Consider the following 13,402-nt stretch of genomic DNA (forward strand, 5'->3'; position numbering starts at 1 on the left):
AAAAATGGGCGCGTACTGCGGAAATGGGAACAGGGGCAGCGGTGGGTAGTTGAAACGTGCTACTTGGTCTCTTGCTCCGGGTAGCGCACTTTCTTATCCTCGCCGACGACAGCTCCGTCGTTGAACTTCGCTGCACTTAGGGTGGGGCCGTGCTGTGTCATTCCCATGATGTGCTGTACGTTGTCGCCGTGGGCCAGGAGGTGGTCGGCGATGATACGTCGGTGGCAACGCCACCAGACTGCCTCTGAGCACATGATTACTGTTGGGCGTGTCCTGGCTTGTTCCCTGAGCGCTTGGAGTGACTGTGCGAATTCGTCGCCAAGCGCATGGTCCGCGTAGTTGTGGAAGCTTCGGTTGCGCCAGTTACCGTTTACCTCGAAAGGGACGGTTTTGGACACGTTGCGCCGTCCGGTGAGCCCTTCGTTTCGGGAGTATTCGATGCCGTGCCCAGGTAAGTGTTGGGCAAGTTGATCGTCGTTGAACCAGGGGTACTTCCTGGAGCCGGGAAGCTTGCGCACGTCCACGACTGCACGCACGCCGGAAGCCTCGAGCATGCCCACGAATTGGTCAAACTCGAGGTTTGAATGGCCGACGGTAAAGATCTTCATGCCTCCGACCCTAGGCGCTTTGAGATAGTGGAGCCGTAACGGGAGGTGAGAGGCCTGGCGGATACAAGGCGGGGTCACGCTCTCCGGTCCGTACGCAGTTGCACCTGCCTTTTGCGGCGTAGATTCTGCTGACTGCCGAGTGTTTCGCAGGCACCGATTGGTTGAATTTCATTGGATCGGACGGGTGCTTTCGGTATCCCGCTTTGCCTGTTTGCGGGTCGAAATCCATGTAGCCCTTGTTAAAGGAGCCGTCTCTGTTGTCGTTGTTGCATCTGTGGTGCTCGCGGCAAAGACCAGTGAGGTTTTCGATATCGGTGTGTCCGCCCTTTATCCAGGCGAGGATATGATGTGCCTCACATTCTGACATAGGGGTGGTGCAGCCGAGCCAGGAGCATACTCCTTGGATGGCGAACATTGCGATTCGCTGTTCGACCGATGCGAGCCGGGTGGTTCTCCCCATCCACAGTGGTACTGAGGTGACGCCGTCCACTTGGAGGAGGAAGTCTGTAGTTCCGTCCATGCCGAGGCGTACAAGATCGAAACAGTCGACTTCGATGCCGGTGTTGGTGCCGTAAAGCATGGAAGCATCGCCGTCGGCGAGGTCGTCGAGAGTAAGTGCAATGACCACCGAGGCAGCGCCGCCGTTCGCCTTCTGGTGCGATTGCTCGTGTTGTTTGAAAATGGCGAAGAACTGGTCGAACCGACGTTGCTGCCGGGTGCGGGAGTCCACTTCGTCGTGCATCGCTGCTGGAAGGTTGGAGTTTGGCGCGAGGCCCTTGTCTGTGTGCGCTTTGATCAGGGCGGCATCTCCAGCCGTAGCGTTGATGTAGATGTCTACAGTGCCATCCGATTTGCGACGACCAATGGACATGCCACGATTTTCATACCCGGCATTAGGGTTGGTATGTGGGGCGTGTTTCCGGTTGACGTCGCTGACTGCGCGGCGAACGAACTGCCGGAGGTCTTCGGGGTTGCGACGTAAGCCCTCGGTCATGGCTGCGGAGTAGATGCGGGTGCGTTCGTCCACGCCAGCTTTGAGCAACTTGTCGAGTTCGCGCCGGATGATGTTTTGCTTCTCTGCACTAACCTGGGAAGACGTTCTTCTGGCAGTTGCCTGCTGCTGCTCCACTTCATGGGTGCGAGCGAAAAGCTCCTCGGTGCTTTCCTCGCTGGCCGGGGGAGTGCTAGGTGCTGGCGGCTGGCCGAAGAGGAGTCGGCCGCGTTCAAGACGGTTGTAGGCTTCGCCCTTTGACAGGTCGAGGCACTGCTGGAGGTACGCGTTGGGGTAGTTAGCGCCGACAATTCGGCCAGCTTCTTCGCGCTCGGCGATGAAGGCGAACGCGGCGTCGATAGTTGCCTTCTTTTTGAATTGCTCCTCGAGGCGTTCCATTTCGTGCCGGATATCACTGAATGTGAGGGCGGAGGGGTCGGCGAAAAGCTCACTTAACGTGCGCAGCGCTGCCGAAATATCGTTGACGCATCGGGTGATTGTGCTGGTCATGCCCCCTCCTTTCGTGAGTTGCTCTCACCCTATCAACCCCCGCCGACACAGATCGGCACGATTCGAACAAATGAACGAACTTTCTGGCGGTTTGGTACGTTGAGACGTGGCAGACAATCACTTGAGGGTGGAGGCGCTCGACGAACATGGCAAGCAATGACAGTGATGATCGCTACCGGTACATGGGTCTCGAGATGATTCCGACGCCATGTTGCAAAGCGAAAACCAGTGAGCCTTGCCCAGGGACGGGGTGGATGTGGCGGGTTGGAAACGGTGTCATGGCGCTGAAGTTCAACGATGACAAAGTGCTCACCGGCACTGGATATGGGTTTGATGACTACAAAGATTGGGGCCGAGGAGGCGACCTACAAGACGTGATCTTAAGCGCTGCCGCCGACGGGCTGAGCCTTCCCGATGCCCTCGAGCGTGTCCGCAAGGCGTTCGGCAACCCCGACGTTATCGTGGACCTGAAAGACATCAACGAGTGAGGTCGTATGTCCCCGGAGAACATTTTGCTGCGCTTGCCGAAGACGCAGGAGCAGGAGATTCGCAAGATTTATGAGGAGCTGGCGCAGCGCGGATTTCCCGTTCAGTAGCAGCGCCCGCACGTGTCAGTGACGTTCGCTCCTCAGATGGCTCGAAAGGTGATCGCCCGAGCAGGGGAACTCCTGCCCCAGTTATTGCCTGCGCGTCTGGACAGGGTAGGCACGGTGGTGTTCGGGACGAAGTCGAAGCAGACGGTGGCGTGGCTGCTGCAGGGCCCGGACGAGCTTGAGCGAGCAGCGCGGGAGCTCAACGAGCTCAATCCCGATGGCCGTGGTGCTCGGTGGATTCCGCACCTAACGATGGGGCTGCGCCTGCCGAAGGCGATCGTAGGGGACTATATCCAGGCACTTGCTGAAGTGACATCGCCACACTTCAGGGCTGTGGATGTGGAGTATGCGGCGCTGTACCAGCCGCGGTATGGCTCCGAGTATCGGTTTGAGGTTTAGGCCTTAGGCTTTAGGGGTGGCAGCCTTGAGGCGTTGGCGTACCAAGTGCGGGTTGGTTCTGGTATATCCGATGGCGATAATTACGAGCGCTGAGGCAGCACCGAGGATGGTTTCCGCACTGCGCGCAAGGAGCATTGGCGCGACGGGGGCAGGTTCGACGGCTTGGATCATCAGCAGGGCGGTCGGGGTGATGAAGCTCGCTGCCAGCGTGTAGTTGCGGGTGACATAGGTTTCGGTCAAGAACTGCAGGATGATGATCCATATCACGAACTGCCATTCCTGCATGTGGTGCGAGAGGAGGAACCCGGCGACGAGAATGCCGGAAAGGGTGCCGAGCATACGTTGCAAGGCACGAAAGTACTGCACGCGGTAGCGGTTGTTGACCAGCGGCACTACCGCAGCGACCATCGCCCAGTAGAAGTGCGACAGCGGGTCAATGAGAGCGACGGAGATGATGCCGATCGTTCCAGCGAGCAGGGGAGCGAGGAAGAATCGCGCTGCCTCTCGCTTCAGCGCCTGCTTATCGACGCCCACTTCCTCCCCTCGCGGTTCACGCACGTTGGGGCCTTCGCCAATGAGGTGCGATACCTTCCCGAGTGCAAAACACAGTCCCGCAGTCGCCGCAGCTACCGCTGTCGCGATCAGCGGGTGTGCGGGGTGGGCAAGGGACCCCACCGCGGCGATTGCGAAGAGTACGAAGACGGACCCGGTTGGGCGTGTACCTGACCACAGCGCGATGGTCGCCCACACCGAGGATGCGATGGCAGAGATGAGCATGATGAGCCACTGATTGGTGTGTGTCCAGGACATTGTCGCGCCGATGGCGATCGCGATCACGATGGCGGTACCTGCAAGGAGCTGATGGCGTGCCCTCTCTGATCGGGTTTCATGGCGCCCGTAGACGCCTGTGAACGCGCCGAAGTTGGCGTAGATGGCGAGGTCGAAACGGCCGATACACAGCAAAAACAGTAGTGGGATGGCTACTCCGGCGGCTGTACGAAATGCGGGGATGTGGTCCCGTCGTGCGGGTGCCATCGTAAACATTGCGCGAAAATGGTTCAAAGATCAGCCCTTTCTCCCAGACGTGACAAAATTGTTACCTTAGTCCTCTACTGCGAGCCCCAAAAACGCTCATTCTGTCCGTTGCGGTTGCAAACGTTAGTCGCGCCGGGCAAGGCGGCGAGTGGAAGCGCCGTCGAGCAGCGTCGTGCCATCCTTGACGGCAAGGGAAGGGGCGGTGGTGGCGTCGAAAACTAAGGGGGTGTTGCTCGCTGCGACGATGACATTGCCGTACTCGTGGCCGTCGAGCATTGCTGGCGGCGCGACGGCCACCGCGTAAGAGAACACTTCGAGGAGCCCGGCTATCTCCGCGCGAGTGTTTGGAAGTTGCTGCCTGTCGCCGATGTTCGCAATGTAGATGCCACCCGGACGAAGGGCGGCAGCGCAAGCGCGGAAGAACTCGACGGTGGTCAGCGGGCGAGGGGTGGAGGGACCACTGAAGACGTCGCGAACGATGAGGTCAAGGCTGCGTCGCTGGCAGGCATGCGTGAACGCGCGTGCTTCGGCGCAGCGGATTGTGACAGGTTCGAGGTTCTCATGAAATGCCCAGCGTACGAGCTGCGCGAGTTTCCGATCGATTTCCACCGCCGTCTGGTGGCTTTGGGGGTAGCGGTGTGCGAAATATGCAGGCAGCGTGCACGCAGCCCCGCCGAGGTGGACCGCGCGGAAATCCGAGGGCACGGTGTCGCCGGGGCTGATGAATCCCGTGATCCACTGCATGTAGTCGAACGTCAGCACCTCCGGCGCGCCAAGCACAACGTAGGAGCTTGGTACGCGGTTGAGCTCGAGGGTGTAGCCGCCGTCGCGAAGGTCGTCGGCGATGATGGTTGCCGTACCGGTGTCTACGGGGAATGCTCCCGTGATGGATTTCTTTTGGGTGCGGGGTTTGCGTCGCATTTCATGCTCTACCTTTCAGCGTTTATTCTTACCTGTTATGTACACATTGCGTGAAGCCCGCCCTGACGACCGCCAGGCGGTCGTCGATGTTTGGGATGAATCTGGTATTACCCAGGAATGGAATGACCCGCCAACCGATTTCGATCTCGCGATGGAAAGCCCCGGTAGCACAGTGCTTGTCGCTGAGTCTCCAGAGGGCGTCGTTGACGGCGCGACCATCGTAGGTTTCGACGGCCACCGCGGGTGGATTCACATGACAGGAGTGCGACCTAGCGCCCGGGGAGGCGGCGTGGGGCGCTTGCTTTCCGACGGCTGCGTGGAATGGCTGCGCGAACGTAAAGCCCCAGCAGTGCACCTGATGGTGGCAGAAGGCAACGACGCAGGACGTGCCTTCTGGGAGCACCTCGGCTACTTCAAGATTGAGCCGCCTGTGTACATGATTTCCCTGGAAGATTAATCGTTCCAAGACTGGGTGCGCACAAACCTGGTGGAAACAAGTACGCCAACGATGACGACGCTCAACGGCAGAAGCATAGACGTGGACATCGCCTGCGCGAATGGTTGGTGAAGCACGTCGGGGAGCGCTTGGGCGCTCCCGCCGCCGGAAAAGTCGGCAGCTGCTGGCCCGAGCTGGCGCGTGAGCTGCTGCGACATCATTGCCGCGATCCCCGCCGAGCCAATGACCGCGCCGAGCTGTCGCACGGTGTTATACACGCTGGAACCCGCCCCGGCCAGGCGGGGATCGAGGTTTCGTGTCGCGATCATGGACAATGGCCCCCACACCATGGAGTTGCCAAACCCGTTGATCACGGAGACCACGAGTAACCACATTGGGGAGACACTCGGGTCGGTAATGAAGGCCGCGGCACCAATCGCGACCGCGACGAGCGAGAGCCCTGCGATCGCGAACGGCTTGGGCTGATGCGTGTTGGTGAGCTTGCCGACCCAAGGCGAGAAGCATCCAGAAATCAATCCCGCGGGAAGCAGGAGCAACGCTGCTTGGGTTGGCGAGTAGTGTTGCACGTTTTGCACGTAGATCATCCACGGAATGACGTAGGTGGAGATTGCAAACCCAACCGTAGAAATTGCTACGCAGGCGAGGGAAAAGTTTCGGTCAGAAAACAGCTCCAACGGCACCAATGGATCCCGGGTGGTTTTCGCTTGCCACCATACGAAGAGCGACAGCAACACGGCGCCGGCGCAAATGAGTGCAACGATGGCGAAGCTCCACGAAAATGTCTGTCCTTCCTGGATGCCGAACACCAGGCAGAACATGCCCGAAGCCGACAGAGCGACGCCAACCCAGTCAAACGTCCGTGCATTCTGCTCGAGCTTCGGCACGAAGGCCCACGCCAATGCGATGCCAACAATGCCCACCGGGACGTTGATGATGAAGATCCACGCCCAGCCCCAGGCGTCCACGAGGAGACCGCCGAGCAGCGGCCCAACGATTGTCGCTACCCCTGCCGTTGCGCCCCAGACGCCCATGGCGCCACCCCGCTGCTGCGGTGCGAACGTGCGCAGCATCACCGACATCGTCTGCGGTGTCACTAGGGCACCGCCAAAGCCCTGCACAGCCCGGGCAAGAATCAGTGCCTCGATCGAGGTTGCCAAGCCGCACGCCAGCGAGGCGACCGTGAACAGGCTCAAGCCACACAGGTAGACAGTTCGTGGTCCCACCCTGTCACCGAGCCGCCCCGTAATCAGCAGCGGCACCGCGTACGCCAGCAAGTACGAACTGTTCACCCAGATAATCTGGCTGTAGGTGGCGTTAAACGCGGTGGAAATCGCAGGAATAGCGACGGCAACGATCGTCGAGTCCACCAGAATCACGAAAAACCCGACCATCATCGACCACAACGCTGCCCAGGGCCCTGTGCTGCGGGAAGTCTCCATCGCACTGACTCTACCGGGTGGTCGCCAGTGGCGAAAGAGCATAGGGGCATATGATGGCACCTATGAGCGACATACATTCGACAGAAGTCTCCCAGAACGTCATCCTGCCGCAGTCAAAAGACGCAATCTTTTTGACGTTGACCATCGCGCCGGGTCATGAGGGGGAGGTGGTGGACATCATCGGTGGCCTCGCGGGGCTCGTCAACGGCGTCGGCTTCCGCTGGCCCGAGGCTCACTTGAGCGCAGTGCTCGGCATCGGTGCCAAGATGTGGGATCGCCTCTTCACCGTGGAAAAGCCCGAAGGCCTCCACGAGTTCGTTGAACTGCAAGGAGAGAAGCACCACGCGCCGTCGACACCGGGCGACCTGTTCTTCCACATTCGTGCCGACGAATACGACGTCGCCTTCGAACTTGCGCGCCGCATCACGAAACAGCTCGGCGACGCCATCGAAGACTTCGATGAGACGCACGCCTTCCAGTACCAGGACTTCCGCGACCCACTCGGGTTTGTCGACGGCACCGAGTCCCCGCGTGGCCAAGACGGCATCGCAACGGCGATTATCCGCGAAGGAAAGTGGGCGGGTGGCAGCCACATCGTGCTGCAAAAGTACGTCCACGATCTGAAAGCCTGGGACGATTTACCCGTCGAGGAGCAGGAGCGTGTCATCGGCCGAACGAAGCACGAAGACATCGAGTTCGACGACGACGCGAAACCGGCCAACAGTCACGTTGCTGTGAACTCGATCGAAGATGAAGACGGCGAATCGTTGGAGATCGTCCGCAACAACCTCACCTTCGGTGACGCAGCCGGCCAGCAGGGCACATTCTTTATGAGCTACGCGAAGGACGTCGCCATCACCGAGCGGATGCTGCGCCGCATGTTCATCGGAGAGCCAGTTGGCAACTATGACAGAATCCTCGACTTTTCCACGGCACTCACCGGGTGCAACTTCTTTGCCCCGCCGAAGGCATTCATGGAAAACGTCGAGGATTACGTGAGGGACGAGCTGCGCTAGCCCACGAGTTGCTGCAGCTGCGGTGGCAGGTACTGGCGGATGGTGGGCCACGTCACCGCAGCGATTAAGCCCAGCCCGGCGAGCACACCAACCGTGATGAGCGCCGCCTTCGTCTTGGAACTGCCCTCCGAGGACATCAGGTTATCTTCGGCGTCCATGTCATCGGTCTGCGGTGGGTTTGGTGTGACGTTGACGTCGACATCGTTTTGGTCGTGCGGGCGCATCGCTTCAGGGTCAATACCGAAGAACGTGTCCAGGCCCTTGACGTTGAACTGCGTCGACATGTAGCGTTCGTTGGTGTTCGTGTTCCACTGCGAAATGACGACGTCGAGGTTCGCGATCGTGGAACCCGGTACGATGTACCCACCGTAAGGTTGGGAGAAATTCATCGGCGTCTGCTGAAAGTCCCAGTAGCCATTCTTGGCGATTGTCGCGACAGGCACGTCGTTCCAGCTTTGTGGCAGCGTATCCGAAATGCGGACCTCGACGGCGAGCGTGGCCTCGTTGAACATCACGAACACCCAGTGGTTGTCGATGTATCGCAGGTTCATCTCGCCGGCCTTGATCTTGTTACCGTGCAGGATCGCGCCAGCTTCGTTGCCCCACTCGCCGGTGTTCGGATTAAACAGTTCCCAACTTGGCTGGTCGCCGATCTGGTCCTCGGTGAACCGAGCCAGGTACACCGGGTGCTCGCGCTGGAAGCCGGACATCACTGCGTAGATGTAGCCGTCTGGCCCTTTTTCCCAAGAGATGAGCTGGCCAAGGCCATTGAGGTAGTAGTTAGGGGTGCGCCCGATGCTCTTCCAGGTTTTCCCCTCGTCTGTGGACTTCCATGTCTGTGTCTCGAGCACATTGCCGATGCCACGGTTCCACATGCCCTGCATGTACAGCGTTCCGTTGATGTTGATCACATCGGACGGGATGAGGGTCAGGTTGTCGCCTTCTTTCCGGTAGTAGTTGATCAGGCCGTATGCGTCACGGTGCCCCTTGAGCGGGCGAAGGATTTCAATCTGCCCGTTGTTCATTCGCGCAACTACGCCAACAGGGCTGATCCAATCACCCTCGCCGAACTTCTTACCGCGGAACGAATCACCGAAGATCATCGCGAACTCATCACCGTTGAGCGGGGTCATCGTACCTAGATCGCCAGCCCCGATACCGACGTGCGCGGCCCACGGGCCGAGCACATCACCCATGATTTGGACGACGGTGCCATCTGGCATCTTCATCGGTTTTTGCTTTGGCTTCGATGGAAGGTCTTCGGGTCCATTAGGACGAACAGTAGGCCACGCGGGCAAAATCGAGTTGGTTTGCGCCTGCGCGCAGGGAACCGAAATCCCCGTCGCAGCAAGAGCAAGAGTAGTGGCACAGGCGATAATTCGGGTCAAAGGCGGCAAAGGCATGGGGCTCCTGGGATGAAACGTCGTGAGGCAAAATATTCGACGTCCCCTTTCACCGCAGCAGGCTGTGGGGAAGTGGACGTCGATAATTATTGGGCGAATATTGGGTTAGTTCGAAGAATCGTTGCGCTGACCAAGACCCGAGTCCAGGCGCAGCAGTCCAGAACCATCATTGCCGACAAGTGTCAGCTGGTCAACAATCTCGGAAACCGTTGCCTCTTCGCTGATCTGCTCGTCGAGGAACCAGGTGATAAGTGAGCGCGAGTCAAAGTCCTTGACCTCATCGGCGATGCCGGCGATGTTGCGAATCATCGCAGAGACCTTGCGCTCGTGCTCCAGCGCTGCTTTGAACGCTGCGAGCGGGGAATCGATCGATGGAGCGTCGAGTGCGACGGTGTGCAAGGTGACGTCGTGACCCCGGTCGATGAGGTGCGTTGCGAACTTCTCTGCGTGGTCGCACTCTTCCTGCGCCTGCTCAGCAAACCAGGATGCGAAGCCCGGGAAAGACTGTGCCTCCATGGTGTAGGCGAGCTGGCGGTACAGCAGTGCCGCCTGGTATTCCGCAGTGACCTGCTCGTTCATTGCATCTTGCAATTTCTTGTCCATAGTCAAGCTCCTTTGAAGGTGTAGTTGAAAACTGATGTTACGGCGCTATTTTACGCCTGCGAGGCAAAAATGCATCAAAAGTAAGGGTATCCTAATCAATGACCTGGGGGTATGTCGATGGGGAACCTTCGCAAAATGGGCTATCCTTGCCGGTATGTCTCGTTTTAGTCCCTTAAATTGGCCGGTTGTGCGCCAGATACGCGGTGGTGACGCCTTCGCCCGAGGCGAAAACACCGAATCTGCGCGCAGCCAAGAAATGGAAGGCCGCATTGTAGAAGCGGACCGCGTTGTCAAGAGCGTGTGTCCGTACTGCGCTGTTGGCTGTGGCCAGCGCGTATATGTAAAAGACAATAAGGTCATTCAAATTGAAGGCGACCCGGATTCTCCGCACTCACGCGGACGCCTGTGCCCGAAGGGTGCAGCTTCCGAGCAGCTCGTCAACGCGGAAAACCGCGTGACCGACATTCTGTACCGAGCACCGCGCTCCAAGGAATGGGTCAAGCTTGACCGCGAAACCGCCATGGAAATGGTCGTCGACAGGTTCCTCGAAGCCCGTGAAAACGGCTGGCAGGACTTCGACGACAAGGGGCGCCCTGTGCGTCGAACCATGGGCATCGCAGGCCTGGGCGGCGCCGCGATGGATAACGAGGAAAACTACCTGATCAAGAAGCTGTGGACTGCAGCGGGCGCGGTGCAGGTAGAAAACCAAGCTCGTATATGACACTCGTCCACGGTTCCCAGTTTGGGATCCTCGTTTGGACGCGGTGGAGCGACCCAGCCACTGCAGGACATGGCGAATGCGGACTGCATTGTCATCCAAGGGTCTAACATGGCCGAAGCGCACCCAGTTGGGTTCCAGTGGGTCATGGAGGCGAAGGCGCGTGGTGCACGAATCATCCACGTTGACCCTCGATTCACGCGTACGTCGGCGATGGCGCATAAGCACATCCCGATTCGTGGTGGTACCGACATTATTCTGTTGGGTGCTGTCATCAACTACGTGCTGGAAAACAACCTGTACTTCGAGGAGTACGTCAAGGCATTCACCAACGCTTCGACGTTGATCAGTGAGGAGTTCCAGGACACCGAGGACCTCGAAGGTCTGTTCTCTGGATACGACCCTGAAACGGGCGGCTACTCCAACGAGTCGTGGCAGGCGCGCAAGAAATGGGATGCGCAGACTTCGTGGGACGTTGAGAAGGATGAAACCCTTCAGGATCCGCGAACAGTCTTCCAGATTTTGAAGCGCCACTACTCCCGCTACACCCCGCAGGTTGTTGCTGAGTCGTGTGGTATTTCCGAGGAGGACTTCTACTTCCTCGCGAACTCGATTGCGGAGAACTCTGGCCGCGATCGCACTACCTGCTTCGCGTACGCGCTTGGCTGGACTCAGCACACGTTGGGCGCACAGTTCATCCGTACGTGTGCGATCCTGCAGACGCTGATGGGCAACATCGGCCGTCCGGGTTCGGGCATCATGGCGCTGCGTGGCCACGCATCGATTCAGGGCTCCACGGACGTGCCGACGCTGTTCCACATCCTGCCTGGCTACCTGCCGATGCCGCAGTCCACGCACCAGACGTGGGACGAGTACTTGGCAGCAGTGTCGAAGCGTGATCAGAAGGGCTTCTGGCAGACCGGCGACACCTTCGCTGTGTCGTTGATGAAGGCCTACTGGGGTGACGCCGCAACCGAGGAGAACAACTGGGGCATGGACCTCATGCCAAGGTTGACTGGTGCGCACTCGACGTACCACACGCTGCAGCTGATGAACCAGGGGCTTGTCGACGGCTACTTCGTCTTCGGCCAGAACCCTGCGGTTGCGCAGTCGAACGGTCGCATTCAGCGCATGGCGCTGACCAAGCTGAAGTGGCTCGTCGTACGTGATTTCTCTGAAATCGAAACGGCAACGTTCTGGAAGGACTCTCCAGAGGTGCAGTCCGGTGAGATTTCGCCGGAGGAGATCGACACTGAGGTGTTCCTCTTCCCAGCAGCGAACCACGTCGAGAAGGCTGGTACCTTTACCCAGACCTCGCGTGTGCTGCAGTGGCGCTACAAGGCCAAGGATGCGCCGGGCGATGCCGAGAGTGACCTCGAGTTCTTCTACGACTTGGGACTTCGCTTGAAGGAGCGCGTCAAGGATTCGACCGACCCGCGCGACGTGCCGTTGCAGAAGATCACCTGGGACTACGAGTGCGATGAGCACGGTGAGATTCTGCCGGAGTCGGTGCTGAAGGAGATCAACGGCTACTACCTCGACGGTCCTCGCAAGGGACAGCTTGTAGACAAGTTTGCGGATCTCAAGGCTGACGGCTCAACCTCCTCCGGCTGCTGGATTTACTGTGGTGTGTACGCTGATGACGTCAACCGTTCGGCGAACAAGCGCCCAGGCCAGGAGCAGAACGCGATGGCGTTGGAGTGGGGCTGGGCATGGCCAATGAACCGCCGCGTGCTCTACAACCGTGCTTCTGCGGATCCGGATGGCAAGCCATGGTCGGAGCGCAAGAAGCTGGTCTGGTGGAACGAGGACAAGGAGCTGTGGGAGTCCGACGATGTTGTGGACTTCCCGGTCAACCGCGCACCTGGGTTTAAGCCAGAGCGCGACGCGGTTGGTCCTGCGGCGCTTGCCGGTGATGATGCGTTCATCATGCAGCCTGGCGGCAAGGCTTGGCTGTTCGCGCCAACCGGAATGGTTGACGGCCCGATGCCGACGCACTACGAACCGCAGGAGTCCCCGTTTGCGAACCCGCTGTACAAGCAGCAGCAGTCGCCGTCGCGAATTGTGATGCGTGGGGAGGACAACCTCTCGGCGCCGAACTTTGGCGAGCCGGGTGTTGGCGTGTACCCGTACATGCTGAACACCTACCGTCTGACGGAGGCGTACACCTCTGGTTCGATGACGAGAAGCTTGCCGTTCTTGGCGGAGTTGCAGCCGGAGCTGTTCTGTGAGGTCTCGCATAAGCTGGCCGAAGCGGTCGGTCTCAAGAATGGTGACTGGGCGACGATCATCTCGCCGCGCAACGCCATCGAGGCGCGAGTGCTGGTCACGGAGCGCATGAAGACTCTGGTCATTGACGGTCACGAGTTCCAGCAGATTGGTATGCCGTACCACTTCGGCGCAGGTTCTTACGCCGAGGTCGAAGGCGATGGACCGAACGACCTTTTGGGCATCATGCTGGACCCGAACGTCAACATCCAGGCGTCGAAGGTTTCCGCGGTTGATATCCGGCCGGGCCGACGCCCGCGCGGCGAGGACCGCATGAAGCTGGTGCGTGAGTACCAGCGCCGTGCGCGCCTGACGGAGGACACCGGTACCAAGCTGACCGACGAGTCGAAAGACGTCATCGTTGGTGAGCAGCTCGGTGACACCGAGGCGGCGAAGTACGACTCGACGAAGAAGAATATGGCGAACGGGGAAGGATAGGTT

General features: G+C 59.3%; 11 protein-coding genes and 1 pseudogene. 5 read left to right on the forward strand and 7 right to left on the reverse strand.

Translation table 11 applies throughout. The annotated features are described in order from the left end of the window. Positions 1-59 precede the first annotated feature (59 nt). Together KBX14_RS02890 and KBX14_RS02895 are read right to left on the reverse strand one after the other, a co-directional pair. Positions 60-608, reverse strand: a complete 549-nt coding sequence (locus KBX14_RS02890; RefSeq protein WP_256041804.1) for a DUF488 family protein — start codon at positions 606-608, stop codon at positions 60-62. Positions 609-618: 10 nt separating this feature from the next. Then, entirely contained in the window at positions 619-2,109 is a 1,491-nt protein-coding gene (locus KBX14_RS02895; RefSeq protein WP_256041805.1) for an HNH endonuclease signature motif containing protein, read from the reverse strand. Between the two features lie 146 nt (positions 2,110-2,255). On the opposite strand from KBX14_RS02895, the gene KBX14_RS02900 reads away from it, so the two are divergent. Together KBX14_RS02900 and KBX14_RS02905 are read left to right on the forward strand one after the other, a co-directional pair. Continuing rightward, a complete protein-coding gene (locus KBX14_RS02900) occupies positions 2,256-2,597 on the forward strand; it encodes a hypothetical protein (RefSeq protein ID WP_143110584.1) in 342 nt (113 codons plus the stop codon). 6 nt (positions 2,598-2,603) lie between these two features. Further along, positions 2,604-3,101: pseudogene (locus tag KBX14_RS02905) on the forward strand (2'-5' RNA ligase family protein). A 3-nt stretch (positions 3,102-3,104) separates the two neighbouring features. Here KBX14_RS02905 and KBX14_RS02910 read toward each other — a convergent pair. Together KBX14_RS02910 and KBX14_RS02915 are read right to left on the reverse strand one after the other, a co-directional pair. Continuing rightward, entirely contained in the window at positions 3,105-4,136 is a 1,032-nt protein-coding gene (locus KBX14_RS02910) for an FUSC family protein (protein WP_256041806.1), read from the reverse strand. A 123-nt stretch (positions 4,137-4,259) separates the two neighbouring features. Beyond that, positions 4,260-5,057, reverse strand: a complete 798-nt coding sequence (locus tag KBX14_RS02915; RefSeq protein ID WP_070479398.1) for a spermidine synthase — start codon at positions 5,055-5,057, stop codon at positions 4,260-4,262. A 37-nt stretch (positions 5,058-5,094) separates the two neighbouring features. On the opposite strand from KBX14_RS02915, the gene KBX14_RS02920 reads away from it, so the two are divergent. Beyond that, entirely contained in the window at positions 5,095-5,514 is a 420-nt protein-coding gene (locus KBX14_RS02920) for a GNAT family N-acetyltransferase (RefSeq protein WP_070479400.1), read from the forward strand. Here the strand turns inward: KBX14_RS02920 and KBX14_RS02925 are convergent. Continuing rightward, positions 5,511-6,953, reverse strand: a complete 1,443-nt coding sequence (locus KBX14_RS02925) for a DHA2 family efflux MFS transporter permease subunit (protein WP_256041807.1) — start codon at positions 6,951-6,953, stop codon at positions 5,511-5,513. The genes KBX14_RS02920 and KBX14_RS02925 overlap by 4 nt on opposite strands. 62 nt (positions 6,954-7,015) lie before the next feature. Here KBX14_RS02925 and KBX14_RS02930 point away from each other — a divergent pair, with 62 nt between their 5' ends. Beyond that, on the forward strand, positions 7,016-7,969 hold the full coding sequence (locus KBX14_RS02930) for a Dyp-type peroxidase (protein WP_256021197.1): 954 nt from the start codon (positions 7,016-7,018) through the stop codon (positions 7,967-7,969). On the opposite strand, the gene KBX14_RS02935 is transcribed toward KBX14_RS02930, so the two are convergent. Both KBX14_RS02935 and KBX14_RS02940 read right to left on the reverse strand, forming a co-directional pair. Next, entirely contained in the window at positions 7,966-9,198 is a 1,233-nt protein-coding gene (locus KBX14_RS02935) for a DUF4185 domain-containing protein (protein WP_256041808.1), read from the reverse strand. The two genes, KBX14_RS02930 and KBX14_RS02935, sit on opposite strands and share 4 nt — an antisense overlap. A gap of 279 nt (positions 9,199-9,477) precedes the next feature. Beyond that, positions 9,478-9,975 (reverse strand): ferritin, encoded by a 498-nt coding sequence (locus KBX14_RS02940; RefSeq protein WP_070362717.1) that lies wholly within the window; start codon positions 9,973-9,975, stop codon positions 9,478-9,480. A 154-nt stretch (positions 9,976-10,129) separates the two neighbouring features. On the opposite strand from KBX14_RS02940, the gene fdnG reads away from it, so the two are divergent. Continuing rightward, positions 10,130-13,399, forward strand: a complete 3,270-nt coding sequence (gene fdnG, locus KBX14_RS02945; RefSeq protein ID WP_256041809.1) for a formate dehydrogenase-N subunit alpha — start codon at positions 10,130-10,132, stop codon at positions 13,397-13,399. The last annotated feature ends 3 nt before the right edge of the window (positions 13,400-13,402 follow it).

The sequence above is a fragment of the Corynebacterium sp. CCUG 61414 genome (assembly GCF_024453945.1).
In the GTDB taxonomy this organism is placed as follows: Bacteria; Actinomycetota; Actinomycetes; order Mycobacteriales; family Mycobacteriaceae; genus Corynebacterium; species Corynebacterium pseudogenitalium.